Origin of the sequence: Streptomyces sp. 2P-4 (assembly GCF_030167965.1) — a bacterium.
Classification (GTDB): Bacteria; Actinomycetota; Actinomycetes; order Streptomycetales; family Streptomycetaceae; genus Streptomyces; species Streptomyces globosus_A.
The window spans coordinates 3,032,242-3,057,191 of the sequence record NZ_CP095011.1 but is presented as its reverse complement, the minus strand read 5'-3'; the positions used below and the strand labels follow the sequence as shown (position 1 = coordinate 3,057,191).

Below are 24,950 nucleotides of genomic sequence, written 5' to 3'. Positions count from 1 at the left end.
AATGTCAGCCTCCAGTAAGGGTGCCCGGTCCGCTGCGCGCCGCGGCGTCGGTGCCTGCTACTGGGACGCGGCCGGGGAAGGCTGCTGCTCGGGCTGCTTCTGCTCCTGGTTGGCGGCGTCGACGGAGGCGACGATCTCCTTGGCCGCGGCGACGGCGTCCTGGAGCAGCTTGGCGTGATCCGGTGCCCCGGCGCCCTCGTAGGCGGCGCCGTTGTAGTCGAGGGTGACGACCACGTTGTGGGTGCGCGCGACGACCGTCGTGTTCGCGAAGTCCACGTCCTTCTTCACGCCGAAGACGATGGAGGTGGCCTGGTCGCCGGTCTCGGCGACGGCCTCGGCCTTGACGTCGGTCGCGCCCTCGGTGGCCTTCGCGGTCTCGATCTGCTTGGCGTACTGCTCCTCGGCGCGCTTGGTGGCGCTGCCGAGGGAGGCGTGGGAGTCGTAGCGGACCAGGGAGACCGACAGCCAGCGGTACTGGGAGCCCTTCAGGCCGTCCGTCTTCAGGCCGTTCCAGGAGCAGCTGGCGCGGCTGCCCAGGTCGTTGGACTTGGTCGCCGTGCCGTTGGTGTCCTTCGCGTCCGGGACGAGGGTCTCGACGGTCTTGGACTGGAGGGTCTTGCACGGCTCGGGGAGCGTGGCGAAGCGGGCCTTCTCCAGCTCGACCTTCGGCTTCCCGCCAGGCGTGGCGGACGCCGACGCGCCGGACTTCTTGCCGTCGCCGGATCCGGAGCCCTTGCCCTTGTCCGAGTCGGACGAGCATCCGGCGGCGGCGAATATGACCGGGACGACGGCGGCGCAGGCGAGCACCCGGGTGAGGCGCGAAGCAGATCGGTGCATGGTTCCTTCACTACGTTGAGGGACGCGTTCGTGTGGAGCGGTGGGGGCGCGGTACGGACGCGGCGCGGGCGCGGGACCCGTGCAACGGTAGCCCCACCGGGCGCGCGGCTGCTGTGCGCGCCGTCACGCCGGGGTGTCGCGCCGGGGTGCCGCGGGGCCCCGGCCGCCGCCGTCAGTCGCTGAAGCGCTCGACGAGCGCCTGCGCCAGCTGCCGCGCCTTGTCCTGGGTTTCGGTGCTGGAGGGGACGGCGCCAGGCACGGCGGGCTGGACGCTGTACTCGACGGTGACGATGACGTTCGCGGTGCGGAAGACGACCCGCACGGTGCGGGACTGGGCGGCGCTGGCGCCGGCCGCGCCCAGCTTGTCCTCGATGAACGCCTCGGCGCCGAGGCCTTCGAGGACGCGGGAGCCGAGCTCGGACGGGGACGGCGACGGCGTGGGTGCGCCGCTGCCCGGCGCGGCGGGGGACCCGGAGGCGGGGGGCGCACCGGTGGGGGCCGGCGGCGGGGAGGCCGGCGGGGCCGCGGGCGCGGGGCTCGACGCCGGGGCGGCGCCGGGGGAGGCCGGGGCGCCGGGGGTGGCGGCGGGGCCGGGGAAGGGCAGGCGGGCGTCGGTGAGGCGGCGGACGTAGACCTGGCGGGCCTTGTCGTCGTCGCTCATGGCGGTCCGGTCGTACGAGACGACCCGCTCGAAGCCGACCGAGAGCAGGCGGGTCTCCTCGGGCGTCTGCGCGCTCCAGCGGCAGCCGACGTGCCGGTCGGCGTCGTAGGAGGTGTCGGCGGCCCCGGCGTAGATCCGCTCGCGGTCCTCCTCGGTGAGGCCGGGCGCGGCCGGCAGCATGGTCCGCAGCCGCTTGCCGTCGACCGACCGGCAGGGGGAGGGCAGGCTGCGGTACTTCCCGGCGGGCGCGGGGGAGGGGGAGCTGTCGCCGGACTTCGAATCGGTGTCGGCCCCGCCGCCGCCTCCGCCGGTGCACCCGGTCAGGCCGGCCATGCCGGCCATGAGTGCGGTGAGCACCGCGATGCCCGGCAGGACCCGCCGTACCGCCTTGCGCTGCACGTCCTCTGGCTCCCTTCGACCGCCCCGGCCGCCCGGCGGTCAGGAAAATGCGTTGCCGCGCTTTGGGCGCGGATGGACACAATGTCTATCGCACACGCCGGTCCCGGCGCCGGTCCCCTGTCTGCTTTGGGGGCATGAGCGAGGGTTTTGCAGATTCTGATTTTTCCATGGTTTTCGGGGGATTAAGCCGTTATGTCGCACTTCGAGGTTGCGGGGGAGCACGTCCCCATCCGGATGTGGACCGATCCGGCGTCCGTCGAGCCGAGTGCCATGCGGCAGCTCCAGAACACCGCCACCCTGCCGTGGATCAAGGGCCTGGCCGTCATGCCGGACGTCCACTACGGCAAGGGCGCCACGGTCGGCTCGGTGATCGCGATGAAGGACGCCGTCTGCCCGGCGGCCGTCGGCGTCGACATCGGCTGCGGCATGTCCGCCGTGAAGACCTCCCTGACGGCGAACGACCTGCCGGGCGACCTGTCGGGGCTCCGGTCGAAGATCGAGCGGGCGATCCCGGTCGGGGCGGGCATGCACCGCGACCCCGTCGACGCCGACCGGCTGTACGGGTTCCCGGTGGAGGGGTACGCGCGGCTGTGGGACCGCTTCGACCACCTCGCGGACGCCGTGAAGTTCCGGCGCGAGCGGGCGGCGAAGCAGATCGGCACGCTGGGCAGCGGCAACCACTTCATCGAGTTCTGCCTCGACGAGGCGGGCTCGGTGTGGCTCATGCTGCACTCGGGCTCCCGGAACATCGGCAACGAGCTCGCCGACCACCACATCGGCGTGGCGCGGGGCCTCGACCACAACCAGAACCTCGTCGACCGGGACCTCGCGGTCTTCCTCGCGGCGACGCCCGAGATGGAGGCGTACCGCAGTGACCTCTTCTGGGCGCAGGAGTACGCCAAGTACAACCGGGCCGCGATGATGAGCCTGTTCAAGGAGGTCGTCCGGCGGGAGTTCCGCAAGGCGAAGGTCTCCTTCGAGCGGGAGATCAGCTGCCACCACAACTACGTGGCGGAGGAGCGGTACGACGGCATGGACCTGCTGGTCACCCGCAAGGGCGCGATCCGCGCCGGCAGCGGCGACTACGGGATCATCCCGGGCTCGATGGGCACGGGCTCGTACATCGTGAAGGGCCTCGGCAACGAGCTGTCCTTCAACTCGGCCTCCCACGGGGCGGGCCGGAAGATGAGCCGCACGGCGGCGAAGAAGCGGTTCTCGGCGCGGGACCTGGCGGAGCAGACCAGGGGCGTCGAATGCCGCAAGGACACGGGCGTGGTGGACGAGATCCCCGGCGCCTACAAGTCCATCGAGCAGGTCATCGACCAGCAGACCGACCTGGTCGAGGTCGTGGCCAGGCTCAGGCAGGTCATCTGCGTGAAGGGCTGAGCCCGCACGCGGACACGGGGGGACGGAGGAGCCCCGGCCGGCACCGGCCGGCCGGGGCTCCTCCGTCGGTTCCGGGTCAGCCCGGGTCCCCGTCGAGCAGCAGGTCGGCGGGGAGTCAGCGTCAGGGCGTGCGCAGTCACCCGGACGGGGTTGAGGGGCCGCCCGGCTCGTGCCCCGGGCGCGGCCGGGGTGCTCAGAGCTCGCGGTGGACCTTCGTGTTCGAGGCCTGGGCGCGGGGGCGGACGACCAGGAGGTCGATGTTGACGTGGGAGGGGCGGGTCACCGCCCAGGCGATCGTGTCGGCCACGTCCTCGGCGGTGAGGGGCTCGGCCACGCCCGCGTAGACCCTGGCCGCCTTCTCCTCGTCGCCGCGGAAGCGGGTCTTCGCGAACTCCTCCGTCCTGACCATGCCCGGGGCGATCTCGATGACGCGCACCGGCAGGCCGACGATCTCCAGGCGCAGCGTCTCCGCCAGGACACGGGCGCCGTTCTTCGCGGCGACGTAGCCGGCGCCGCCCTCGTACGTGCCGTGCCCCGCCGTGGACGACAGCACGACGACGGTGCCGTCGCCGGAGGCGGTCAGGGCGGGCAGCAGGGCCTGGGTGACGTGCAGGGTGCCGATGACGTTGACCTCGTACATCGTGCGCCAGTCGGCGGGGTCGCCGGTGGCGACCGGGTCGGCGCCGAGCGCCCCGCCCGCGTTGTTGACCAGGACGTCGCAGCGGTCGAGGGAGGCGGCGAAGGCGTCGACGGCGGCCCGGTCGGTGACGTCCAGGGCGTACGCGGCCGCGGACAGCCCGGCCGCGCCCAGCTCGGCGGCGAGGTCCTCGATGCGGTCCTTGCGGCGGGCGGTGAGGACGACGCGGTAGCCGGCCTCGGCCAGCTGCCGGGCGGTGGCCGCGCCGATGCCGCTGCTCGCGCCGGTGACTACGGCGGTCCGGGTGGCCGTGCTCATGTGCGGCTCCTCCTGCATGGCGCCCGCGCGCGGTGGGGTGCGCGCGTGCGTGTGTGTGTGTTCGTACGGCGGACAACCGCCAGCATAGGCGCGGGCCGCTGCCGGGCACGGGCCCGCCCGCCGCGGTGCGGGGGCCTGCCGGATGGGGGAGGACCCGCCCTCGTTCGTGTGATGGTCCGACCGGCCGGGTGCGGCTGCGGGCTAGCCTCCGCGCGTGGACGAGGAGGTGGTGGCGGTGCGCCGTGGTGCCGCTCGCAGTGTGGTGATGGGGTTCGCAGGTCTGGCCGGCGCGGTGGGGCTGCTGTGCGGCGCCCCCGGCGCGGCCGCGGCAGCCGGGACCGCCGGCCCGGACCCCGGCGGGCCTGCCGCGGCGGCCGCGGCCGCCCCGGAGGCCGACGTGGCCTACCACGGCAGGGTCGCCCTCTCCCGGGGCGAGCTGCGGGTGTGGCTCGTGCCGTGGAACGAGGGGCCCTCCGAGCTCCCCGACTCCACCGTGCGGCTGCGCCTGTCCGCCGAGCTCGCCGACCGGCAGGACCTGGCGGCGGGCTGCGTACGGGCCGGGGCGCGCGAGGTGGTCTGCGAGACCGGGCCGCTGCCCCGGCACGGGCAGGGCCGGCACATCGGGCTCGTGCTGGGCCTGAAGGAGCCGGTCCCCGAGGTCGTCGTCCGCATCGACACCTGGTGGGACGGCGGTGCCGCCGACCGCGACCTCGCCAACAACCAGCACGCGGTCCTCGCCCTGGACACGGGCGACACCTACGCCTTCTGACCGGCGCGCACCCGCGGCGGACAGGCCCTACGGCGCCGCCACGCCCCCGAACTCCTCGACCGCGTCGGTGACGATGCGCTCCAGGCGGGCGTGGTGCGCGCCCCGCCAGTAGACGCGCTCGCAGGACGTGCACTGCGCGAACACGTCGTACGAGCGGTGCGTGCCGCTCTGCAGGCGGTCGCCGACGCTCTCCTTGTCGGCGTCGCGCAGTGTCCCGTTGCAGGCGGTGCAGCGCGTCCACGGGGCGAGCGCGGGCGCGAACCGGCCCAGGACGTCCCGCAGTTGCTCGTCGGGGTTGTCGCTGTACACGTACGCGCCGGCGAAGATCTCGCGGCGGCGCAGCAGCCCGCGGTCGCGGGAGAGCAGCACGCGCCGCTCGTCCGCGGAGCGGGTGGCGAGGGCGGGGTCGCCGATGTCCTCGTTCTCGTAGGCGGCGTCCACGCCGAGCAGCCGCATGCGGCGCGCGAGGGTGCCCAGGTGCACGTCGAGGAGGAACCGCAGCGGGGCGCCGGCGACCTGCTGCGGCCGGTCCACGCCGAGCACCTCGACGCTCTCGCCGGGGCGGGGCACGTACGAGAAGGGCTCCTCGCGGCCGTCGACGAGGAGCCGGCCGACCTCCGTCAGCGGGACACCCGCGGACTCGACGACGTGGCCGAGGCTGGAGGCTCCGTCCGTGGCGGTCGGGACCCGTTCGGCGCGCCGGGCGGGCGGGGCGAACAGGCGGAGTTCAGGGGCGAGGGTGAGGTGGATGCCGGGTCCGTTCACGCTGCCCAGGATGCCATCGCGGGGCTGCCCGCGCGGCCGAATTACGGGGTCCCGGCCGCACCGCGGCGGGCGGTGCGGGGCGCACCCCGCGCGCGGCGGCCGGTCAGGGCCAGACCAGGCAGTACGGCTGGTGGCCCGCCTCGTGGAGGCGCTGGCTGAAATCCTGCCATTCGTGCAGCAGCTGGTAGACGTTGAACGCGTCCCGCGGGCCCCCGCGGTCGGGCACCGTGGACCAGATGAACGCGGCCGCGCCGACGGACTCCTCGCCGACGTCGCGCAGCGGGTCCACGACCGTCGTCGGCAGCTTGACCACCGCGTAGTCCGGGTGCAGGACGACCAGCTCCAGCGGCGGCACCTTGTGCAGGGGTATGCCCTGGATGCCGGTCAGCACCATCGCCGCCATGGTCTCCGGCTTGATCTTCGTGAACATGCCGCCCATGCCGAGCTCGTCGCCGCCGAGCTCCTCCGGCCGCATGGTCACGGGCACGCGGGCCGCCGTCGCGCCGTCCGGCGCGCCGAAGTACTTGTACGTCACGCCCATGCCGCGGCCCTTGGGCGCCAGGCTGTCGAGCTCCTCCGCGGCCGGCGCGGGCACGGGCTCGGCCGCGTCCGCGGCGCGGCGGCGGTGCCTGCCGCGGCGGCGGGCTTCGCGGGCCTCGCGGGCGCGCTTCGGGTCGAGGTCGTCCGTACCCTCGCCCGGTCCACCACCGCGTTGCATATCTCCACCCGACTGGTCTTGCCTGCCCCGGCCCCGCGGCTGCCGCCACGCAGCCTGATCATCATGGCAGTGACCTCCCCCGGGGCGGCGCGGTGAAACGCCCGTCCGCAAGTCGGTCGCGGCCTGATGAGACCATGGCTCGTGTGAGCTACCCGTACCCGTATGAAGCCAAAGTCTCGCAGACTCTCTTCGACCGCGCGTCCCTCGTGACGCCCGGCGGCGTGAACTCTCCGGTCCGCGCGTTCCGCGCCGTGGGCGGAACGCCCCGGTTCATGGTGTCCGGTACCGGTCCGTACCTGACCGACGCCGACGGCCGCGAGTACGTCGACCTCGTCTGCTCCTGGGGGCCGATGATCCTCGGCCACGCCCACCCGGCCGTGGTCGAGGCCATCCAGGCCGCGGTGGCCCGCGGCACCTCCTTCGGCACCCCCGGCGAGGGCGAGGTGGCGCTCGCCGAGGAGATCACCGCCCGGATCGAGCCGGTCGAGCAGGTCCGCCTGGTGTCCTCCGGTACGGAGGCGACCATGTCCGCGATCCGCCTGGCCCGCGGCTTCACGGGCCGCTCCAAGGTCGTGAAGTTCGCCGGGTGCTACCACGGCCACGTGGACGCGCTGCTCGCCGCCGCCGGTTCCGGTCTGGCGACCTTCGCGCTTCCGGACACCCCCGGTGTCACCGGCGCCCAGGCCGGCGACACCATCGTGCTCCCCTACAACGACCTCGAAGCGGTACGGGCCGCGTTCGCCGCGCACCCGGGCGAGATCGCCTGCGTGATCACCGAGGCCGCCCCGGGCAACATGGGCGTCGTCACCCCCGCCGAGGGCTTCAACCAGGGCCTCGCCGACCTGTGCCGGGACAACGGCGCGCTGTACATCTCCGACGAGGTCATGACCGGCTTCCGCACCTCGCGGGCCGGCTGGTACGGCGTCGACGGCGTCCGCCCCGACCTGATGACCTTCGGCAAGGTCATGGGCGGCGGCTTCCCCGCCGCCGCGTTCGGCGGCCGCGCCGACGTGATGGCCCACCTCGCGCCCGCCGGCCCCGTCTACCAGGCCGGCACCCTGTCCGGGAACCCCGTCGCCACCGCCGCCGGCCTCGCCCAGCTGCGCCTCCTCGACGACGCCGCGTACGCCGCGGTCGACGCCGTCTCGGAGCGGATCCAGGGCCTGGTCACGGACGCGCTGGCCAAGGAGGGCGTCGCCCACCGGGTGCAGACCGCCTCCAACATGTTCTCCGTCTTCTTCACCGCGGACCCCGTCCGCAACTACGACGAGGCGAAGCAGCAGGAGTCCTTCCGCTTCAACGCGTTCTTCCACTCGATGCTGTCGCAGGGCGTCTACCTGCCCCCGTCCGCCTTCGAGTCGTGGTTCGTCTCCACCGCCCACGACGACGCCGCCGTCGAGCGGATCGCCGCCGCCCTGCCCGCCGCCGCCCGCGCCGCCGCGCAGGCCGCCCCGGAGGCCTCCGCATGAGCGACACCACCGTCGTCCACCTGATGCGCCACGGCGAGGTCGACAACCCCGACGGCGTCCTCTACGGCCGCCGCCCCGGCTACCACCTCTCCGAGCTGGGCCGCCGCATGGCCGACCGGGTCGCCGAGCACCTCCGGGACCGCGACGTCGCGTACGTCGTCTCCTCGCCGCTGGAGCGGGCCCAGGAGACGGCGGAGCCCGTCGCGAAGGCCCACGGCCTGGAGATCGCGACCGACGCCCGGCTGCTGGAGGCGGAGAACGTCTTCGAGGGCAAGACCTTCGGCGTCGGCGACGGCGCGCTGCGCAGGCCCGGCAACTGGCGGCACCTGACCAACCCGTTCCGCCCGTCCTGGGGCGAGCCGTACGTGGAGCAGGTCGTCCGCATGATGAGCGCGATCGAGGCGGCGCGGGACGCGGCCCGCGGCCACGAGGCCGTCGCGGTCAGCCACCAGCTGCCGATCTGGATCGTCCGCAGCTTCGCGGAGAAGCGCCGCCTGTGGCACGACCCGCGCCGCCGGCAGTGCACGCTGGCGTCGCTGACCTCGTTCACGTACCAGGGGGACCGTCTGGTGTCGGTGGGCTACAGCGAGCCCGCCCGCGACCTGGTCCCGCCGCACCTGCTGGCCGGCGCGCGGCCCGTCAAGGGCAAGTCGAAGGCGTTCGGGGCCTGACCAGCGGCTTGTCACCGGCCCCGGGGGGCGCGGAAGATCGGCAAATCGCTCATGCGAAACTTTTCACATGAGAACTGGCCGCGCCCCCCGCCGCCGCCCCGCCCGCGGCCGCGCCCTCCTGCTGACCGCCGTGGCCGCCGCAGGCGCCCTGACCCTGACGGCGTGCGAGGACGGCGCCAAGTCCTCGGGATCCGGCGGCAACTACGTGACGGGCCCCAGCGGCATCTCCACCGTCGCCAAGGGCGAGCGCGTCGACGCGCCGAAGCTCGACGGGGAGACCGTCGACGGCAAGACCCTCGACACGACCGAGCTCAAGGGCAAGATCGTCGTCCTCAACGTGTGGGGCTCGTGGTGCCCGCCCTGCCGGGCCGAGGCACCGTCCTTCGCGAAGGTGTCCCAGGAGCTCGCCGACGCCGGCAAGCCCGTCGCCTTCGTCGGCATCAACACCCGCGACACGAGCAAGCAGAACGCGGCCGCCTTCGAGGCCGACTTCAAGATCACGTACCCGAGTCTGTACGACCCCTCCGGCAAGCTCCTGCTCCGCTTCCCGGCCGGCAACCTCAACCCGAACGCCATCCCCTCCACGATCGTCCTCGACAAGGAGGGGAAGATCGCCGCGCGCACCCTGGCCCCGCTGGGCGAGCAGCAGCTGCGCTCGATGATCGACCCGCTGCTCGCGGAGCAGTGACCCCGTGGTCCCCGAGCTCCTCACCCTGGCCGCCGAGCCGGCTGGCGTGAACACCACGGTCCTGTCCGGCGCCCTCCTGCTGGCCCTGCCCATCTCCGTACTGGCGGGCCTCGTCTCCTTCTTCTCGCCGTGCGTGCTGCCGCTCGTGCCCGGCTACCTCAGCTACGTCACCGGCGTCAGCGGAGCCGACCTCGCCGAGGCCCGGCGCGGCCGCATGGTGGCCGGCGCGAGCCTGTTCATCCTCGGCTTCACCGCCGTCTTCGTCTCGACGGGAGCCCTCTTCGGGCAGTTCGGCAGCGTCCTGCTCGGCAACAAGGAGGTCATCTCCCGGGTCATGGGCGGCCTGGTCATCCTCCTCGGGCTGTTCTTCATGGGCGCGATCCCCGGCCTGACGATGCGCGAGTTCCGCTTCCACCGGAAGCCGGCGGCCGGCCTGCTGGGCGCGCCCCTGCTCGGGGTGCTCTTCGGCGTCGGCTGGACCCCCTGCATGGGCCCGACCCTCGCCGCCGTCACCACGCTCTCCCTCGACCAGGCCAGCGCCGGGCGCGGCGCCCTGCTGACCGTCGCCTACTGCCTGGGCCTGGGGATCCCGTTCATCGTCGCCGCGGTCGCGTTCCGCAAGGCGCTGGGCGCGTTCGGCTGGGTGAAGCGGCACTATGCGTGGGTGATGCGCATCGGCGGCGGCATGCTGATCGCGACCGGCCTGCTGCTCGTCACAGGAGTGTGGGGCAGCATCGTGAACGACATGCAGAGCTGGACCCAAGGCTTCACGGTGGGGATCTGAGGACTACACGGACATGAGTACGACCGACAAGGCGTCCGCAGAGGCGCAGCACCCGCCCGCGGACGAACCCTCCGACCGCCCCGGCACCGGCCGGGCCGACTCCGAAGCCGACTCCTCCGACTCCGCCGCCGGCGCCCAGCTGTCCACCGCCCCCGCGGAGGACGGCCCCGGCCCCGTCGGCATCGGCGTGCTCGGCTGGGCCCGCTGGATGTGGCGGCAGCTCACCTCCATGCGGGTCGCGCTGATCCTGCTGTTCCTGCTGTCGCTGGGCTCCATCCCCGGCTCCCTCATCCCGCAGAACCAGGTCGACGAGCTGAAGGTCGCCGACTGGAAGCGCGACCACGCGTTCTGGGTGCCGGTCGCGGAGAAGCTCCAGCTCTTCGACGTCTACAGCTCGGTGTGGTTCTCCGCGATCTACCTGCTGCTGTTCGTCTCCCTCATCGGCTGCATCATCCCCCGCACCTGGCAGTTCGTCGGCCAGCTCACGGGCCGCCCGCCCGGCGCCCCGCGCCGCCTGGACCGCATGCCCGCGTACGCGACCTGGCGCACCGACACCCCGCCCGAGCAGGTCCTCGCCCACGCCAGGGCCCTCCTGGGCCGCGGCCGCTTCCGCACCGATCCCGGCAAGGGCTCCGTCGCCGCGGAGAAGGGCTACCTGCGCGAGGCCGGGAACCTCGTCTTCCACCTGTCGCTGATCGTGATGCTGGTGGCGTTCGCCTGGGGCCAGCTCTTCAAGTCGGAGGGCGGCAAGCTCGTCCTGCGCGGCAGCGGCTTCGCGAACACCCTCACCCAGTACGACGACTTCAAGTCCGGAAGCTTCTTCAGCACCGACGACCTGCCGCCGTTCTCCTTCACACTCGACGACTTCTCCGCCAGCTACGAGGAATCCGGCCCCCAGAAGGGCACCGCCCGCGACTTCACCGCCTACGTCACCTTCCACAAGGGCGCCGACGGCACACCGCAGAAGCGCCGGATCCAGGTCAACAAGCCCCTGGAGGTCGACGGCGCCAAGGTCTACCTGCTCGGCCACGGCTACGCACCGGTCATCTCGGTGACCGACCCCTCCGGCAAGGTCGTCTACAAGGACGCCGTCCCGATGCTGCCGTTCGACGGCAACCTCAGCTCCTCCGGCGCCGTCAAGGTCACCGACGGCTACCGCAACAAGGACGGCGTCAAGGAGCAGCTCGGCTTCAACGCCCTCTTCGTGCCGACCTTCGCGGGCGCCGGCCAGGGCACCATGCTCTCCCAGTTCCCCGACCTGAAGTTCCCCGTCCTCGCCCTCAGCGCCTACCACGGCAGCCTCGGCGTCGACTCCGGCCTGCCGCAGAACGTGTACCAGCTGAACACCGCCAAGATGAAGGAGTTCAAGGACGCCGACGGGCAGCTGCTGAAGAAGCGCATGCTCGTCGGCGAGACCATGGAGCTCCCCGACGGCGCCGGCACCGTCAGGTTCGAGGGCATCGAGCGCTGGGCGACCTTCTCCGTCACCGCCCAGCCCGGCAGCGGCCTCGCCCTCGGCGGGGCGGTCGCCGCCATCGGCGGCCTCGCCGCGTCGCTGTTCATCCAGCGCCGCCGCATCTGGGTCCGCGCCGTCCCCGGCCCGGACGGCACCACCGTCGTCGAGATGGCCGGACTCGGCCGCAGCGAGTCCGCCAGGCTCCCCGAGGAGCTGGGGCAGCTCGCCGCCGCCCTCCACGAGCAGGCGCCCACGGCGCCCGAACGACCTGTCACGGAAACCGTCGAAGGAGAGCGCGGATGACGCCGCTCGCAGCCGAGGTCAACGAGAACCTCGCGCAGATCAGCAACTACCTCGTCTACTCGTCGATGGCGGTCTACACGCTCGCCTTCCTCGCGCACATCGCCGAGTGGACCTTCGGCAGCCGCAGCAAGGTCGCCCGCACCGCGGCGGCCCTGACGACCGCACCCGCCGCGGCCGCCGCGCCCGCCGTGCAGGTCCGCTCCCAGGGCACGACCGCCGTCCTGGACAAGCCGAAGGTCGTCACCCGGTCCGCGCCCGGCTCCCGCGACGTCCCCGACGGCCCCGGCGCCGCCGGCGGCACCGCCCAGGGCGACCTGTACGGCCGGATCGCCGTCTCACTGACCGTCCTCGGGTTCCTCCTCCAGGCCGGCGGCGTCGTCGCCCGCGCCGCCTCCGTGCAGCGCGCCCCCTGGGGCAACATGTACGAGTTCTCGATCACCTTCTCCACGGTGGCCGTCGGCACGTACCTGGCGCTCCTCGCCCTGAAGAAGAACGTCCGCTGGCTCGGCCTGATCCTGATCACCACCGTCCTGCTCGACCTCGGCGTCGCCACCACCTGGCTGTACACCGACAGCGACCAGCTCGTCCCCGCGCTGCACTCGTACTGGCTGTGGATCCACGTCTCCACCGCGATCTTCTGCGGCGCCGTCTTCTACCTCGGTGCGGCCGGCGCCGTGCTCTACCTGCTGCGCGACTCGTACGAGGCCAAGATCGCCTCCGGCGGCACCCCCTCGAAGATCGCCGCCTCGGTGCTGGAGCGCTTCCCGTCGGCCGCCTCGCTCGACAAGTTCTCCTACCGCATCAACGCGGCCGTCTTCCCGCTGTGGACGTTCACGATCATCGCGGGCGCCATCTGGGCCGGCGACGCCTGGGGCCGCTACTGGGGCTGGGACCCCAAGGAGGTCTGGTCCTTCGTCACCTGGGTGGCGTACGCCGCCTACCTGCACGCCCGCGCCACCGCCGGCTGGAAGGGCCGCAAGGCCGCCTACCTGGCCCTCTTCGCCTTCGCCTGCTGGGTCTGGAACTACTACGGCGTGAACATCCTGCTCAACGGCAAGCACTCGTACGCGGGCGTCTGAGCCCCCGGTCCTCCGTACACGCGCGGCTGCGCACCCCGGGCTTGGGCCCGAGGTGCGCGGCCGCGCCTCCAGGGCGACGCTGGTGCCATGCCGACACCGCAAGGCACCAGCGAGCGCCGGAGCGGCGACCGCTACCTGCTGCACTTCGAGCCGCACCTGCCGTGCGCCTACGAGACGGTCTGGCCGGCCCTGACCACGCCGGAGGGGCTGCGCCGCTGGCTCGCGGATGCGGACGTGCTGGAACGGCACCTGGGCGGGGCCGTGACCCTGCACTGGCTCGACGAGGACGAGACGGTCTCGGGCCGGGTCACGGCCTGGGACGTCGAACGGGTCGCGGAGTACACGGTGGACGAGAACGACCGGATCCGCTTCTACCTGGAGCCGCTGGGCACGGACTCCACGCTGGTCCGCTTCACCGACGACCGGCACGGCTCCGACAGCGACTGCGCACGCGGCCTGGCCGTCTGGCATGACCGCTTCGAGCGGCTGGAAGCCGTGCTGACGGCCACGGCCCCAGGCCCGGGGCGATCGGCTGCCCCGCCCCACTGAGACCGTGGCGGGACACCCGCTAGGACTGCCCCTTGTCCTTCTCCTCGCCCTGCTCGCGCCGCTTCAGCTCTTCCTCGCGGCGCCGCAGGTCCGCCTCCCAGTCCTTGAGGAGGGCCTCGTCCTTCTTGTTCTCCTCGCGGAGGGAGCTGAGGAACTCCGGGTTGTCGTCGGGGGCGACCCACTCGTGCCGGTGGTTGCGGTGCCACTCGGAGGGCGTACGGCCGCCCACCGGAGGACGGCGCATCTTGCCCGCGGCGAACCAGACGATCGGGCCGACGATCCAGAAGAGCAGGATGATGATGACCCAGACGACCTTGGGGAGGTGCTTGGCCTCGTCCTCGGGGGTGTTGAGGCAGTCGATGAACGCATAGATCGTCAGCGCCAGCGGCAGGATGAACATCAGCGCCCGGATCATGTGGAGCAGCCCCCTGTGAGCAATGGCGGGGTTCGCATCGACGGCCCCGGTGACAGGTCCAGCGTATCCGGTGACGGATACTGGCCCCTATGGCTTACGACGATCTCCGCTCGCTGCTCCGGGCCCTGGAGCGGGAGGGCGACCTCAAGCGCATCAAGGCCGAAGTCGACCCGTACCTGGAGGTAGGGGAGATCGTCGACAGAGTGAACAAGGCGGGCGGTCCGGCCCTGCTGTTCGAGAACGTCAAGGGCTCCGACATGCCCCTGGCGATGAACGTCTTCGGCACCGACCGCCGCCTGCTGAAGGCCCTCGGCCTGAAGTCCTACGCCGAGATCAGCGAGAAGATCGGCGGCCTGCTCAAGCCGGAGCTGCCCCAGGGCTTCGTCGGCGTCCGCGAGGCCTTCGGCAAGCTCGGCTCGATGGTGCACGTCCCGCCGAAGAAGGTGAAGGCGGACGCGGCGCCCGTCCAGGAGGTCGTCCTCACCGGCGACGACGTCGACCTGGACCGGCTGCCCGCCCTGTTCACCTGGCCGAAGGACGGCGGCTCGTTCTTCAACCTGGGCCTGACGCACACCAAGCACCCCGAGACCGGCGTCCGCAACCTCGGCCTGTACCGCCTCCAGCGCCACGACAAGCGCACCATCGGCATGCACTGGCAGATCCACAAGGACAGCCGCAACCACTACGCGGTCGCCGCGGAGCGCGGCGAGCGGCTGCCGGTCGCCATCGCGTTCGGCTGCCCGCCGGCCGTCACCTACGCGTCGACCGCGCCGCTGCCCGGCGACATCGACGAGTACCTGTTCGCCGGGTTCGTCGCCGGCAAGCGGATCGAGATGGTCGACTGCAAGACCGTCCCGCTCCAGGTCCCCGCGCAGGCGGAGGTCGTGGTCGAGGGCTGGCTGGAGCCCGGCGAGATGCTCCCCGAGGGCCCGTTCGGCGACCACACCGGCTTCTACACCCCGCAGGAGCCGTTCCCCGCGCTGAAGATCGACTGCATCACGATGCGGAAGCGGCCGCTGCTCCAGTCCATCGTGGTCGGCCGGCCGCCCACCGAGGACGGCCCGCTGGGCCGGGCCACGGAGCGGTTCTTCCTGCCGCTGCTGAAGATCATCGTCCCGGACATCGTGGACTACCACCTGCCGGAGTCGGGCGGCTTCCACAACTGCGCGATCGTCTCGATCGACAAGAAGTACCCCAAGCACGCCCAGAAGGTCATGCACGCGATCTGGGGCGCGCACATGATGTCCCTGACGAAGCTGATCGTGGTGGTCGACAAGGACTGCGACGTCCACGACCTGCACGAGGTCGCCTGGCGGGCACTCGGCAACACCGACTACTCCCGCGACCTCACCGTCGTAGAGGGCCCCGTCGACCACCTCGACCACGCCTCCTACCAGCAGTTCTGGGGAGGCAAGGCGGGCATCGACGCGACGAAGAAGCTCCCCGAGGAGGGCTACACCCGCGACGGCGGCTGGCCCGACATGGTCGAGTCCGACCCGGCGACGGCGGCTCTCGTCGACCGGCGCTGGAAGGAGTACGGGCTGTGAGCGCCGGCGCCATGGCCGGCCCTGCCCTGTTCCTCGGCGACGACACCGCGTACGTGGCCCTGGTCCGCCCGCAGCTCGACCCGGCCGACCCGGACCTCGTCCAGGCGGCGCGGGAGGCGGGCGTCTCCCCCGAGGAGTTCGCCGGACCCGGCAACGTCTGGACCCTGCTCACCGAGCACGACGGCGAAGGCGACGGCTTCGAGCTGCCCGGACTGCGCGACACCGAGGCCGACGGCTTCGCCGAGCAGCTCCAGGCGGCCGTCGCGGCCGCCGGGCCGTTCACGGTGGAGGCCGGCGACGTACTCGCCCTCGACGGCGCCCCGGCGGACGGCGGCTGGGCCTTCACCGCCCGCGTGACCCCGCCCGAGGGCCACGACGGCGGCCCCTGGACCCTCGCCACGGGCCCGGTGGCGACCGCTGACCTGCTCGCGGACCTGGCGGACTTCCGGAGGGCCCTCGCATGATGACCACCGCCGACGGGGTCGCCGGCCCCGGCACCGGGCCCGCCGCACCGCAGGCCCCCGGCAGGGTGAAGGCGTTCCTGCGGCTCGTGATGATCGAGCACTCCGTCTTCGCGCTGCCCTTCGCCTACATCGCCGCGCTGACCGCGATGTTCCAGGCCGACCGCACCGTCCACTGGTCCGAGCTGCTGCTCGTCACCGTCTGCATGGTGGGGCTGCGGACCTTCGCGATGGCCGCGAACCGGATCATCGACCGCGAGATCGACGCCCGGAACCCGCGCACCGCGGGCCGCGAGCTGGTCACCGGCGCCGTGTCGGTCCGCTCGGCGTGGACCGGGGCCGGGATCGCGCTGGCGGTGTTCCTCGGGGCGGCGGCCCTGCTGAACCCGCTGTGCCTGATGCTGGCGCCGGTGGCGGTCGTGCCGATGGTGGTCTACCCGTACGGCAAGCGGTTCACGAACTACCCGCACGCCATCCTCGGCCTCGCCCAGGCGATGGGCCCGGTCGGCGCCTGGCTCGCGGTGACCGGCGCCTGGTCGTGGGACGCGGTGATCCTGGGCCTGGCCGTCGGCGTGTGGATCGGCGGCTTCGACCTGATCTTCGCCTGCCAGGACGTGGCCGCCGACCGGGCGGAGGGTGTCAGGTCCGTCCCGGCCCGCTTCGGCGTCCCGGCCGCCCTGTGGGGCGCCCGCGGCGCCCACGCCGTCACCACGGCCCTCCTGGCCTGGTACGCGGTGGCCACGGGCGCGGGCGTGCTGTTCTGGATCGGCCTGGCGGTCGTCGTCGCGGCGTTCCTCTACGAGCACACGATCGTCACCCCGCACGACCTGTCCCGCCTGAACCGGGCGTTCTTCACGGTGAACGGCTTCATCGGGATCGCGCTCTTCGCGTGCGCCCTCCTGGACCTGGTGGTCCGCGGCCTGCACTGGTAACCCGAAAGAACGACTCCGCCCGAACGGGGCTGCGCATGCCCCGCCCACATGCGTACCGTGCGGCCTACCATCGAGTGCATGGACAGGGAGGCCGACGTGACCGTCTCGGAGAGCGACCGCCTGCACTCACAGCTCAGCCGGTTCGAGGACATGTTCCCGGGCTACCGGATGGAGATTGTCGAGGGCGCCATCGTGATGAGTCCGCTGAAGCCGCACCACAACGCCACCATCTGGCACCTGTGGAGTGCGCTGAAGCCCCAGATGCCCGACCAGTGGGGCTTCCTCAGCGATGTCGCGATCCCGTTCGACGGCGACAACGAGTTCTGCCCCGACCTCGCCGTGATCCCGGCCGCCGAAGTGGCCAAGAACCTCAGCGCCTACTCGCCCGATCTGATCGAGCTGGCCGTCGAGGTGGTTTCGCCGAGCAGCCGCCGCAACGACTACGACGTGAAGCCCCGCGCCTATGCCCGCCGAGGGATCCCGCACTACCTCGTCTTCGACCCCTACAAGGCGCACTGCGTGTTGTTCTGGAACCCCGGCCCCGACGGTTACCTGGGTACGGACACCGTCGCGTACGGGGGGACGGTCGTCGTGGAGACCGGTATCGGCAAGCTCACCGTCGACACCTCGGGGCTGCCCGTGGACCCCTCTGCCGTCAGCCCGTGAGCCGGGCGCCCGCCGGGCGGGGCGGCGTCGGGCGGCGGTGGTAGACCGCCGTGGCGATGCCCGCGACGAGGCCGCAGAGGTGGCCCTGCCAGCTGATGCCCTCGTGGAGGGGGAGGATGCCGGTGAGCATGGTGGTGCCCCAGTAGGCGGCGATGGCCAGGGACACGGCGACGCCGAGGACCCTGCGCTCCACGAAGCCGCGTACCAGCAGGTAGCCGAAGAGGCCGAAGACCACCCCGGAGGCGCCCAGGGTCATGGTGTCGGGCGGGGAGATCAGCCAGGTGCCCAGGCCCTCGGCCACGATGATGATCCCGCAGACCGCGAGGAAGCGTCGGATGCCGGACAGGGCGGCTATGAAGCCGAGGACCAGCAGCGGGACGCTGTTGGAGGCGACGTGGTCGAAGCCGAAGTGGAGGAAGGACCCGGTGACGACGCCGGGCAGGGTGTCCGGTTCGCGGGCCACCACCCCGTACTGGTCGAGGGCGTGCCCGGTGGCGTAGTCCACCGCCTCCAGGACCCACAGCAGGGCCACCCAGCCCAGCATCAGCTTGGCCGCCGCCTTGGCCCGTTCCGTCCGGCTCCATGTCGGCTCGATCGTGCTGCTGCTCATCCGCTTCGCCCCCTGGGTGTCGTGCTCCGTTCCCCCCGGGAACGTCCGGGACACCTTAGCGAGTGCCCGCCCGGTGTGGCCGGATAGTCTCGTAGCCATGACAGAGCGCAAGCGCACCCCCTGGGTGGTGGGGGTTTCCGGGGCTTCCGGGACGCCGTACGCGGCTTCGGTGATCCGGGGGCTGCTCGCGGCGGGCGAGAGTGTGGACCTGGTGGTGAGCCGGGCCGCGCGGCTGACCCTGCTGGACGAGACGGGCATCGCCTTCCGCGACGCGCACTGGCGCGACGACCTCGCGCAGTGGCTGGCCCGCGGCGCGGACGGCAAGCCCGGGGTGTTCGCGGTGCCGGACGGCGACGTCCGGTACTGGGCCGCGGGGGACCTGGCGGCCGGGCCGAGCTCGGGCTCGTACCCGGTGCAGGGGATGCTGATCGTGCCGGCGTCCACGGCCTGTGTGGCGGGGGTGGCGCTCGGGCTGTCGAAGGACCTGCTGCAGCGGGTCGCGAGCGTGACGCTCAAGGAGCGGCGCCGTCTGGTGGTCGCGGTGCGGGAGACCCCGCTGAGCGGCCAGACGCTGAAGCAGCTGGTGGCGCTGGACGAGGCGGGCGCGGTCGTGCTGCCCGCCTCTCCGGCGTTCTATGCGGGTGCGACGCACATCCAGGACCTGGTGGACTTCGTCGCGGGGCGGGTGCTCGACGCGGCAGGGGTGCCGCACGGGCTGTACCGCCGGTGGGAGGGGGAGCTCGGTGGAGCGTCCCGCTCCCGGGAGGCAAGCGGTGGCTAGCGCTTCTTCGCGGTGTGCGGCTTGCGGGTCCTGTCCACCTGGTAGGCGGCTGCGGGCTTGTCGGTGCGGGATCGGTTGGCCAGCTCCTGAAGCTGTCGCATGTGCGCGTAGGCCATCTCGATCGTGTACACGGGTACACCACTCCTGAAGATCGTCATTGATCTGTTGACAGATTCACAGGGTGTTGACCCTGTGCGCCTTTGATTCTATACGTAAACTTGCAGCATCGCCGAACAATGGAAGGCTCCAGGCATATGGACGCGGTGGACAGGCAGCTCATCCAGGCACTCCGGGAGAACGGACGCGCCTCGTACGCGGAGCTGGGCCGGCTCGTCGGCCTGTCCGGCCCCAGCGTCACGGACCGGATCAACCGGCTGGAGTCGGCCGGTGTCATCACCGGCTACCGCGCGACCGTCGACGCGGCCTCCCTCGGCCTCGGCGTCACCGCGCTGATCGGCATCTCCCTCTCCGACGCCGCCGACCACGAGGACGTCGCCCGCCGCCTGCGGGACCTCGCCGAGATCGAGGACTGCTGGTTCATCGCCGGCGACGACTCCTACATGCTGAAGGTCCGCGCGAGCGACGTGGACGGCCTGGAGAAGATCATCCGGAAGCTCTCCGGCACCAAGGGCGTCTCCCGCACCCGCACCACGATCGTGCTGTCGACGAAGTGGGAGAACCGGGTCGGGGAACTGCCCGCCGAGCGCTGAGAGTACGGTTGCAGGGTTGGCAGGCCCTACCGGGCAGAGCAGGACACTGAGGAGGCGACCGGCCGATGGACGCTGGGCTGAAGCGCGAGCTGGAGGAGAAGGTCCGCTCCGGCGAGCGGCTGACCCGTGAGGACGGTATCGCCCTCTACGAGTCCGACGACCTGGCCTGGCTGGGCGGCCTCGCCCACGAGGTGCGCACCCGCAAGAACGGCGACGTCGTCCACTTCAACGTCAACCGCCACCTCAACATGACGAACGTGTGCACCGCGTCGTGCGCCTACTGCTCCTTCCAGCGCAAGCCGGGCGAGAAGGACGCGTACACGATGCGCATCGAGGAGGCCGTCCGCCTGGCCAAGGCCATGGAGAGCGAGAACCTCACCGAGCTGCACATCGTCAACGGCCTGCACCCGAGCCTGCCCTGGCGGTACTACCCGCGCTCGCTGTCCGCGCTGAAGGAGGCGCTGCCGAACGTCTCGCTGAAGGCGTTCACGGCGACCGAGATCCACCACTTCGAGACGATCTCCGGGATGTCGGCCTCCGACATCCTGGACGAGCTCATCGAGGCCGGGCTGGAGTCCCTCACCGGCGGCGGCGCGGAGATCTTCGACTGGGAGGTCCGCCAGCACATCGTCGACCACCGCACCCACTGGGAAGACTGGTCGCGCATCCACCGGCTCGCGCACGAGAAGGGTCTGAAGACCCCGAGCACGATGCTGTACGGGCACATCGAGGAGCCGCGCCACCGCGTCGACCACGTGCTCCGGCTGCGCGAGCTCCAGGACGAGACCGGCGGCTTCCAGGTCTTCATCCCGCTGCGGTACCAGCACGACTTCGTCGACATGAAGGACGGCAAGGTCCGCAACCGGCTCCAGGCCCGCACGACGATGGCCACGGGCGCCGAGGCGCTGAAGACCTTCGCCGTCTCGCGGCTGCTCTTCGACAACGTGCAGCACGTCAAGGTCTTCTGGGTGATGCACGGCCTCCAGACGGCCCAGCTGGCGCTCCAGCACGGCGCCGACGACATGGACGGCTCGGTCGTCGAGTACAAGATCACCCACGACGCGGACAACTACGGCACCCCGAACAAGCTGACCCGCGACGACCTGCTGGAGCTCATCCGCGAGGCCGGCTTCCGGCCCGTCGAGCGCAACACGCGCTACGAGGTCATCCGCGAGTACCCCGGCCCGGACGCGTCGCTGCGCGAGACGCCGCAGGCGATGCGCGTCTGACCCGGCGGCGGGCGCGCGGCTGCCCGCATGCGTGGCCCCGGGCTCAGGCCCGGGGCGCAGGCCCGGCCCCAGGCCCCCGGCCCCAGGCCCCCGGCCCCAGGCCCCGGTCTCCGTACGGAGGCCGGGGCCTTCGCGTTGCCGCGGGGCCCGGGCGGCGCGCCGTTGATCCGTGCCCCGTTGTCCGGCAGGCTCGTAATAGATAATCTTGGCCTGTGACTCTTACCTTCACGGTTGATCCGGTCGTCGACCCCGCCCTGCGCGAGGGGATCGTCGATCTCTGGACGGACGTCAGCAACGCCGGCGGCGCCGTCGGTTTCGTGGCGCCGGTGACGCAGGACGACATCCGCCCCGAGATGGTCAAGCACCTCGTCGCCATGGCCGAGGGCCGCCACCGCCTCGTCGTCGGCCGCGACGCCGACGGGCGCGTCCGCGCCTGCGCCTTCCTCGCGCTCAACACGCACCGGCTGATGGCCCACTGGGTGTGGGCGTACACCGTCATGGTCGACCCCGCCCTCCAGGGCCGCGGCGCCGGCCGCGCCCTGATGGAGGCCGTCGCCGACGCCGCCCGCACCCTCGACGGAGTCGAGGCGATCCGGCTCTCCTGCCGCGGCGGCCTGGGCCTGGAGCACTTCTACGCCGCCTGCGGCTACAAGGAGGTCGGCCGCATCCCGGACGCCATCCGCGCGGCCCCCGGCGACGACCGCGACGAGATCATCATGCTGCTGCCGCTGCACTGACTCACGCCCACCGCGGGCCCTGCGCCGCACTCGGCGGCGCAGGGGGCCGACCCCGGCGGCGCCGGGTGCGGTACGGGCGTGCTTCACTGGACGGACACGCCACGACGAAACCGACGAACCGAAGAAGGGGTCACCGTGTCCTTCAAGCCGAGCGCGACGATCCGCTACACCGCGATGCGCCTGGGCATCTTCGTCGGATGCCTCCTCCTCGTGGCCGTCCTGGTCAACGTGGGCTGGGTCCCCGCGGGCCTCGGCGACGCGAACCCCGCCTGGGTCGTGCTCCTCGCGCTGGTCCTCTCCGCCCCGCTGTCGTTCGTCCTGCTGCGCCGCCAGCGCGACGAGATGTCCGCGCAGATCTCCGAGCGCGTCGCCGGTGCCAAGGGGCGCCTCGCGGCCAACCGCTCCCAGGAGGACGCGGCCGACGACGCCGCCCGCGCCGGCTCCTGAGGCCCGGCCGAGGGCCTGACGGCCTGAGGGTCTGGGCACCTGAGGATCCGAGAGTCGGCTTCCTCACACGGCACACGACGAGCGCCCCGGCGCCGGGAACACCCCCGGCCGCCGGGGCTTCGGCGTTTCCGGGGGCGGTCCCGGCCCTGGGGAAGGGGGCCGCGGGCGCTTGATGACCTTGGCTCAAAGTCCGCCTTTGAGTTTCTCAAAGGGAAAGTGTTAGCGTGTTAAACATGTTGACCCCGGTTGCGCCCCAAATGATCACGAGCGTCCCGCTCGTGGCGCGCCTGCACGTCGACCTCTGCCGCTGTGTGTCCGCGGCCTGTTGCGGCTGTCGCTGAACCCACACACCCCTTTCCCCACCCCTGCTGTGCCCCCCACTCGGAGAGTGTCCGTGTCCGCGACCCCCCAGGCCCCCGCCAAGGCCTCCTTCACGTTCCCCTTCTGGGCGCAGATCGTCACCGGTCTCGTGCTCGGCGTCCTGTTCGGCTGGCTCGCCCGCACCCAGGACGTCAGCTGGCTCGCCACCACCCTGGAGAAGGTCGGCGACCTCTTCGTCCAGCTGCTGAAGCTGGCCGTCGCCCCGCTCGTGTTCTTCGCGATCCTGGTGTCCGTCACCAACCTGCGGAAGGTCAACAACGCCGCCCGCCTCGCCTCGCGCACCCTGCTCTGGTTCATGATCACGTCGCTGATCGCGGTCGGCATCGGCCTCGCGATCGGCCTCCTCACGAACCCCGGCGCAGGCACCGGCCTGACCCCGCAGGACGGCCAGCTGCCCAAGCGCACCGGCTCCTGGCTGGACTTCCTGACCGGCATCGTGCCGACCGACATCGTCACGCCGTTCACCGAGCTGAACGTCCTGCAGATCGTCTTCCTCGCCGCCGTCGCCGGCATCGCCGCCCTCCAGCTCGGCGACAAGGCGCAGCCCGTCCTGACCCTTGCCGAATCGATCCTCCAGCTCCTCCAGAAGGCGCTGTGGTGGGTCATCCGCCTCGCCCCGATCGGCACCGTCGGCCTCATCGGCACCGCGATCGCCAGCTACGGCTGGGACCTCATCGGCAAGTACGCCACCTTCACCGCCGACGTGTACGTCGGCTCCGCGCTCGTGATGTTCGGCGTCTACCCGCTGCTGCTCGCGCTCGTCGCCAAGGTCAACCCGATCCACTTCTTCAAGGGCGCCTGGCCGGCCATCCAGCTGGCCTTCGTCTCCCGCTCCTCCGTCGGCACGATGCCGCTGACGCAGAAGGTCACCGAGCGCCTCGGCGTCCCGAAGGAGTACACCTCCTTCGCCGTCCCGTTCGGCGCCACCACGAAGATGGACGGCTGCGCCGCGATCTACCCGGCCCTCGCCGCGATCTTCATCGCGCAGATCTTCGACGTGCAGCTGACGATCACCGACTACCTGCTGATCGCCTTCGTCTCGGTCGTCGGCTCGGCCGCCACCGCCGGCCTCACCGGCGCCACGGTCATGCTGACCCTGACCCTCTCCACCCTGGGCCTGCCCCTGGAGGGCGTCGGCCTGCTGATGGCGATCGACCCGATCCTCGACATGGTCCGCACCGCGACCAACGTCACCGGCCAGGCGCTGGTCCCGGTCGTGGTCGCCGCCCGCGAAGGCATCCTGGACAAGGAGGCCTACGCCGGAGCCTCCTCCTCCCCGCTGGACGAGGCCTCCCCGCTCGACGGTCGCGCCGCGGTCGCACCCGCCGCCTGACCCCGTCCGGCCCAGGCCCCACCTCCGCCGCAGCCCCCGCCCCGTCCGGGCGGGGGCTGCGGCGCTGTCCGCGCACGCCGCGTCCGGGCGGGGGCTGCGGCGCTGTCCGCGCACGCCGCGGCTCACACCGGGGCGGCCGTACGCAGCCAGCCGGGCCCAGGCCCGGCGCAGGACGCCGCCCACCCCCGGCGCGGTTCCGGGCCGCGGGCCGGCCCTATAGTCGGCGACCGTTGTCCAACGAGCAGGAAACGGGGGCCTGATGGCACGGGTGAAGGCAATGCAGGACATACGGGCGGCCCAGGCGGCGGCCCGGGCGGCAGCCCGCCTGATCGGGAGGCGCAACGCGCTGCGCTACCTCGCGCTCGGCGCGGGCGCCGCCCTCGCGGCAGCCTGCACGGGGAAGGGCGCGGGGACGGCCGGCTCGGGCGGTACGGGCGCGGCGCCCGCCCCGGCCGGCAGCACGGGCCCGGCGCCCGCCCCCTCGACGGCCGCACCGACGGCGCCCCCAGGGACCGCCGCCCCGGGCGCCGGCTCCGCGTCCGCGGAGCCCGGCCCGACCACCGCCGGGGTGTTGGCCAGGGCGTTCGATGCCTTCGCCAAGGGCGGGTGGCGGCTGGAATCCACGACGCCCGGCGGCCCGACCGTCACCGGAACGGCCACCGTCCTCGCCGACGGCGGCGGCAACGGCGGCTTCACCATCGACTGGGACGGCGCCGACGGCAAGCCGGTCACCTGGGCCGGATCCTGGCTGCTGCGCGGCGGCCACCTGCGCATCGACGTCCACGCCGCCCCCAAGGGCGTCAACCGGCTCACCGGCGGCGAGGCCCTCACCGTCCCGAAGGAGGTCGGTGAGGGCGCCTCCCTGCTGCTCCCGTGGAAGCCGCCCGGCCACAAGGACACCGGCGACGGCCAGCAGTTGCAGGCGACCTACCGGGACGGGGTGCTGCGCATCGTCCACCGCGAGCGCGGCGGCAGCGAATCCGTGCACCTCTGCACCCGGGCTCCCGGCTGACGGGACGGCGGTCCGGGCCGACCGACGGGACGGCGGTCCGGGGCCGGCCGACGGCGGCGGGCGGCCTGGCCGCCGCCTGGGGCCCGGCCGCCGCCTGGGCCGGCATCGGCAGCGGCCGGGCCGGCCCTTCCCCGTTCCTCCGCTCTTCCTCCGCCAACTCCGCTCACCGGGGTCTGGCCCAGCCCCGTTACCCGTGGGTA

28 protein-coding genes are annotated in these 24,950 nt (G+C 72.3%); 20 read left to right on the top strand and 8 right to left on the bottom strand.

Annotation, left to right across the window (positions count from 1 at the left end; all coding sequences use genetic code 11):
• Positions 1–57: 57 nt before the first annotated feature.
• The gene (locus tag MUK52_RS13135) at positions 58–837 is read right to left on the bottom strand and encodes a DUF3558 domain-containing protein (protein WP_284576295.1); all 780 of its coding nucleotides are present in this window, start codon (positions 835–837) and stop codon (positions 58–60) included.
• Between the two features lie 172 nt (positions 838–1,009).
• Positions 1,010–1,897: a DUF3558 domain-containing protein gene (locus MUK52_RS13130; protein ID WP_284576294.1), complete on the bottom strand. Its 888-nt coding sequence runs from the start codon at positions 1,895–1,897 to the stop codon at positions 1,010–1,012.
• 192 nt (positions 1,898–2,089) lie between these two features.
• Between MUK52_RS13130 and MUK52_RS13125 the strand changes: the two genes are divergently transcribed.
• Positions 2,090–3,283 carry an RtcB family protein gene (locus MUK52_RS13125; protein WP_284576293.1) on the top strand — a complete coding sequence of 398 codons (1,194 nt, stop codon included), beginning with the start codon at positions 2,090–2,092 and terminating at the stop codon, positions 3,281–3,283.
• A gap of 193 nt (positions 3,284–3,476) precedes the next feature.
• Here MUK52_RS13125 and MUK52_RS13120 read toward each other — a convergent pair whose 3' ends face one another.
• Positions 3,477–4,238 carry an SDR family NAD(P)-dependent oxidoreductase gene (locus MUK52_RS13120; RefSeq protein WP_114053628.1) on the bottom strand — a complete coding sequence of 254 codons (762 nt, stop codon included), beginning with the start codon at positions 4,236–4,238 and terminating at the stop codon, positions 3,477–3,479.
• Between the two features lie 214 nt (positions 4,239–4,452).
• Between MUK52_RS13120 and MUK52_RS13115 the strand changes: the two genes are divergently transcribed.
• Positions 4,453–5,007 carry a hypothetical protein gene (locus tag MUK52_RS13115; RefSeq protein WP_246042275.1) on the top strand — a complete coding sequence of 185 codons (555 nt, stop codon included), beginning with the start codon at positions 4,453–4,455 and terminating at the stop codon, positions 5,005–5,007.
• A gap of 27 nt (positions 5,008–5,034) precedes the next feature.
• Here the strand turns inward: MUK52_RS13115 and MUK52_RS13110 are convergent, their stop codons facing one another.
• Entirely contained in the window at positions 5,035–5,772 is a 738-nt protein-coding gene (locus tag MUK52_RS13110; RefSeq protein WP_114053629.1) for a Mut7-C RNAse domain-containing protein, read from the bottom strand.
• Between the two features lie 103 nt (positions 5,773–5,875).
• On the bottom strand, positions 5,876–6,490 hold the full coding sequence (locus MUK52_RS13105; protein ID WP_162793102.1) for a hypothetical protein: 615 nt from the start codon (positions 6,488–6,490) through the stop codon (positions 5,876–5,878).
• A 134-nt stretch (positions 6,491–6,624) separates the two neighbouring features.
• Between MUK52_RS13105 and hemL the strand changes: the two genes are divergently transcribed.
• From hemL to MUK52_RS13070, 7 genes are all read left to right on the top strand, one after another.
• A complete protein-coding gene (gene hemL, locus MUK52_RS13100) occupies positions 6,625–7,959 on the top strand; it encodes a glutamate-1-semialdehyde 2,1-aminomutase (protein ID WP_114053630.1) in 1,335 nt (444 codons plus the stop codon).
• Positions 7,956–8,630, top strand: a complete 675-nt coding sequence (locus MUK52_RS13095; RefSeq protein WP_114053631.1) for a histidine phosphatase family protein — start codon at positions 7,956–7,958, stop codon at positions 8,628–8,630. Before hemL ends, MUK52_RS13095 begins: the two co-directional genes overlap by 4 nt.
• 67 nt (positions 8,631–8,697) lie before the next feature.
• The gene (locus MUK52_RS13090) at positions 8,698–9,318 is read left to right on the top strand and encodes a TlpA family protein disulfide reductase (RefSeq protein ID WP_114053632.1); all 621 of its coding nucleotides are present in this window, start codon (positions 8,698–8,700) and stop codon (positions 9,316–9,318) included.
• Between the two features lie 4 nt (positions 9,319–9,322).
• A complete protein-coding gene (locus MUK52_RS13085; protein ID WP_114053633.1) occupies positions 9,323–10,102 on the top strand; it encodes a cytochrome c biogenesis CcdA family protein in 780 nt (259 codons plus the stop codon).
• 13 nt (positions 10,103–10,115) lie between these two features.
• Entirely contained in the window at positions 10,116–11,861 is a 1,746-nt protein-coding gene (resB, locus tag MUK52_RS13080) for a cytochrome c biogenesis protein ResB (protein WP_284576292.1), read from the top strand.
• The gene (gene ccsB, locus MUK52_RS13075) at positions 11,858–12,940 is read left to right on the top strand and encodes a c-type cytochrome biogenesis protein CcsB (protein ID WP_114053635.1); all 1,083 of its coding nucleotides are present in this window, start codon (positions 11,858–11,860) and stop codon (positions 12,938–12,940) included. Before resB ends, ccsB begins: the two co-directional genes overlap by 4 nt.
• A gap of 87 nt (positions 12,941–13,027) precedes the next feature.
• Positions 13,028–13,489 carry an SRPBCC domain-containing protein gene (locus tag MUK52_RS13070; protein WP_284576291.1) on the top strand — a complete coding sequence of 154 codons (462 nt, stop codon included), beginning with the start codon at positions 13,028–13,030 and terminating at the stop codon, positions 13,487–13,489.
• A gap of 19 nt (positions 13,490–13,508) precedes the next feature.
• On the opposite strand, the gene MUK52_RS13065 is transcribed toward MUK52_RS13070, so the two are convergent.
• The gene (locus tag MUK52_RS13065) at positions 13,509–13,904 is read right to left on the bottom strand and encodes a PLD nuclease N-terminal domain-containing protein (protein ID WP_114053637.1); all 396 of its coding nucleotides are present in this window, start codon (positions 13,902–13,904) and stop codon (positions 13,509–13,511) included.
• Between the two features lie 89 nt (positions 13,905–13,993).
• Between MUK52_RS13065 and MUK52_RS13060 the strand changes: the two genes are divergently transcribed.
• The 4 genes from MUK52_RS13060 (at position 13,994) to MUK52_RS13045 (ending at position 17,510) form a co-directional block, all read left to right on the top strand.
• Positions 13,994–15,451: a menaquinone biosynthesis decarboxylase gene (locus MUK52_RS13060; RefSeq protein WP_114053638.1), complete on the top strand. Its 1,458-nt coding sequence runs from the start codon at positions 13,994–13,996 to the stop codon at positions 15,449–15,451.
• Entirely contained in the window at positions 15,448–15,915 is a 468-nt protein-coding gene (locus MUK52_RS13055; protein WP_246042277.1) for a hypothetical protein, read from the top strand. The genes MUK52_RS13060 and MUK52_RS13055 overlap by 4 nt, the downstream gene beginning before the upstream one ends.
• On the top strand, positions 15,915–16,844 hold the full coding sequence (gene mqnP / locus MUK52_RS13050; RefSeq protein ID WP_284581703.1) for a menaquinone biosynthesis prenyltransferase MqnP: 930 nt from the start codon (positions 15,915–15,917) through the stop codon (positions 16,842–16,844). The genes MUK52_RS13055 and mqnP overlap by 1 nt, the downstream gene beginning before the upstream one ends.
• Before the next feature lie 78 nt (positions 16,845–16,922).
• Entirely contained in the window at positions 16,923–17,510 is a 588-nt protein-coding gene (locus tag MUK52_RS13045; protein WP_114053639.1) for a Uma2 family endonuclease, read from the top strand.
• Here the strand turns inward: MUK52_RS13045 and MUK52_RS13040 are convergent.
• Complete coding sequence (locus MUK52_RS13040; RefSeq protein ID WP_114053640.1) at positions 17,500–18,120, bottom strand: rhomboid family intramembrane serine protease; 621 nt, start codon at positions 18,118–18,120, stop codon at positions 17,500–17,502. The genes MUK52_RS13045 and MUK52_RS13040 overlap by 11 nt on opposite strands.
• A gap of 97 nt (positions 18,121–18,217) precedes the next feature.
• Between MUK52_RS13040 and MUK52_RS13035 the strand changes: the two genes are divergently transcribed.
• Positions 18,218–18,901, top strand: a complete 684-nt coding sequence (locus MUK52_RS13035) for a UbiX family flavin prenyltransferase (protein WP_114053641.1) — start codon at positions 18,218–18,220, stop codon at positions 18,899–18,901.
• Here the strand turns inward: MUK52_RS13035 and MUK52_RS13030 are convergent.
• Positions 18,898–19,032: a hypothetical protein gene (locus MUK52_RS13030; protein WP_260615096.1), complete on the bottom strand. Its 135-nt coding sequence runs from the start codon at positions 19,030–19,032 to the stop codon at positions 18,898–18,900. The genes MUK52_RS13035 and MUK52_RS13030 overlap by 4 nt on opposite strands.
• 123 nt (positions 19,033–19,155) lie before the next feature.
• On the opposite strand from MUK52_RS13030, the gene MUK52_RS13025 reads away from it, so the two are divergent.
• From MUK52_RS13025 to MUK52_RS13000, 6 genes are all read left to right on the top strand, one after another.
• On the top strand, positions 19,156–19,611 hold the full coding sequence (locus MUK52_RS13025; protein ID WP_114053642.1) for an Lrp/AsnC family transcriptional regulator: 456 nt from the start codon (positions 19,156–19,158) through the stop codon (positions 19,609–19,611).
• 65 nt (positions 19,612–19,676) lie between these two features.
• Complete coding sequence (gene mqnE, locus MUK52_RS13020; protein WP_114053643.1) at positions 19,677–20,840, top strand: aminofutalosine synthase MqnE; 1,164 nt, start codon at positions 19,677–19,679, stop codon at positions 20,838–20,840.
• A 212-nt stretch (positions 20,841–21,052) separates the two neighbouring features.
• Complete coding sequence (locus MUK52_RS13015; protein WP_284576290.1) at positions 21,053–21,577, top strand: GNAT family N-acetyltransferase; 525 nt, start codon at positions 21,053–21,055, stop codon at positions 21,575–21,577.
• Positions 21,578–21,712: 135 nt separating this feature from the next.
• Positions 21,713–22,024: a DUF4229 domain-containing protein gene (locus MUK52_RS13010; protein ID WP_502963563.1), complete on the top strand. Its 312-nt coding sequence runs from the start codon at positions 21,713–21,715 to the stop codon at positions 22,022–22,024.
• A 388-nt stretch (positions 22,025–22,412) separates the two neighbouring features.
• Positions 22,413–23,738, top strand: coding sequence for a dicarboxylate/amino acid:cation symporter (locus tag MUK52_RS13005; protein ID WP_114053645.1), 1,326 nt, complete (start codon positions 22,413–22,415; stop codon positions 23,736–23,738).
• Between the two features lie 259 nt (positions 23,739–23,997).
• Positions 23,998–24,750 carry a hypothetical protein gene (locus MUK52_RS13000; RefSeq protein ID WP_284576289.1) on the top strand — a complete coding sequence of 251 codons (753 nt, stop codon included), beginning with the start codon at positions 23,998–24,000 and terminating at the stop codon, positions 24,748–24,750.
• Positions 24,751–24,950: the final 200 nt, after the last annotated feature.

Coding starts and splice junctions, on each gene's coding strand:
- MUK52_RS13135 (WP_284576295.1), bottom strand. CDS start 837: ATGCACCGATCTGCTTCGCGCCTCACCCGGGTGCTCGCCTGCGCCGCC.
- MUK52_RS13125 (WP_284576293.1), top strand. CDS start 2,090: ATGTCGCACTTCGAGGTTGCGGGGGAGCACGTCCCCATCCGGATGTGG.
- MUK52_RS13120 (WP_114053628.1), bottom strand. CDS start 4,238: ATGAGCACGGCCACCCGGACCGCCGTAGTCACCGGCGCGAGCAGCGGC.
- MUK52_RS13105 (WP_162793102.1), bottom strand. CDS start 6,490: ATGCAACGCGGTGGTGGACCGGGCGAGGGTACGGACGACCTCGACCCG.
- hemL (WP_114053630.1), top strand. CDS start 6,625: ATGGCTCGTGTGAGCTACCCGTACCCGTATGAAGCCAAAGTCTCGCAG.
- MUK52_RS13095 (WP_114053631.1), top strand. CDS start 7,956: ATGAGCGACACCACCGTCGTCCACCTGATGCGCCACGGCGAGGTCGAC.
- MUK52_RS13090 (WP_114053632.1), top strand. CDS start 8,698: ATGAGAACTGGCCGCGCCCCCCGCCGCCGCCCCGCCCGCGGCCGCGCC.
- resB (WP_284576292.1), top strand. CDS start 10,116: ATGAGTACGACCGACAAGGCGTCCGCAGAGGCGCAGCACCCGCCCGCG.
- ccsB (WP_114053635.1), top strand. CDS start 11,858: ATGACGCCGCTCGCAGCCGAGGTCAACGAGAACCTCGCGCAGATCAGC.
- MUK52_RS13070 (WP_284576291.1), top strand. CDS start 13,028: ATGCCGACACCGCAAGGCACCAGCGAGCGCCGGAGCGGCGACCGCTAC.
- MUK52_RS13065 (WP_114053637.1), bottom strand. CDS start 13,904: ATGATCCGGGCGCTGATGTTCATCCTGCCGCTGGCGCTGACGATCTAT.
- MUK52_RS13060 (WP_114053638.1), top strand. CDS start 13,994: ATGGCTTACGACGATCTCCGCTCGCTGCTCCGGGCCCTGGAGCGGGAG.
- mqnP (WP_284581703.1), top strand. CDS start 15,915: ATGACCACCGCCGACGGGGTCGCCGGCCCCGGCACCGGGCCCGCCGCA.
- MUK52_RS13045 (WP_114053639.1), top strand. CDS start 16,923: ATGGACAGGGAGGCCGACGTGACCGTCTCGGAGAGCGACCGCCTGCAC.
- MUK52_RS13040 (WP_114053640.1), bottom strand. CDS start 18,120: ATGAGCAGCAGCACGATCGAGCCGACATGGAGCCGGACGGAACGGGCC.
- MUK52_RS13035 (WP_114053641.1), top strand. CDS start 18,218: ATGACAGAGCGCAAGCGCACCCCCTGGGTGGTGGGGGTTTCCGGGGCT.
- MUK52_RS13025 (WP_114053642.1), top strand. CDS start 19,156: ATGGACGCGGTGGACAGGCAGCTCATCCAGGCACTCCGGGAGAACGGA.
- mqnE (WP_114053643.1), top strand. CDS start 19,677: ATGGACGCTGGGCTGAAGCGCGAGCTGGAGGAGAAGGTCCGCTCCGGC.
- MUK52_RS13000 (WP_284576289.1), top strand. CDS start 23,998: ATGGCACGGGTGAAGGCAATGCAGGACATACGGGCGGCCCAGGCGGCG.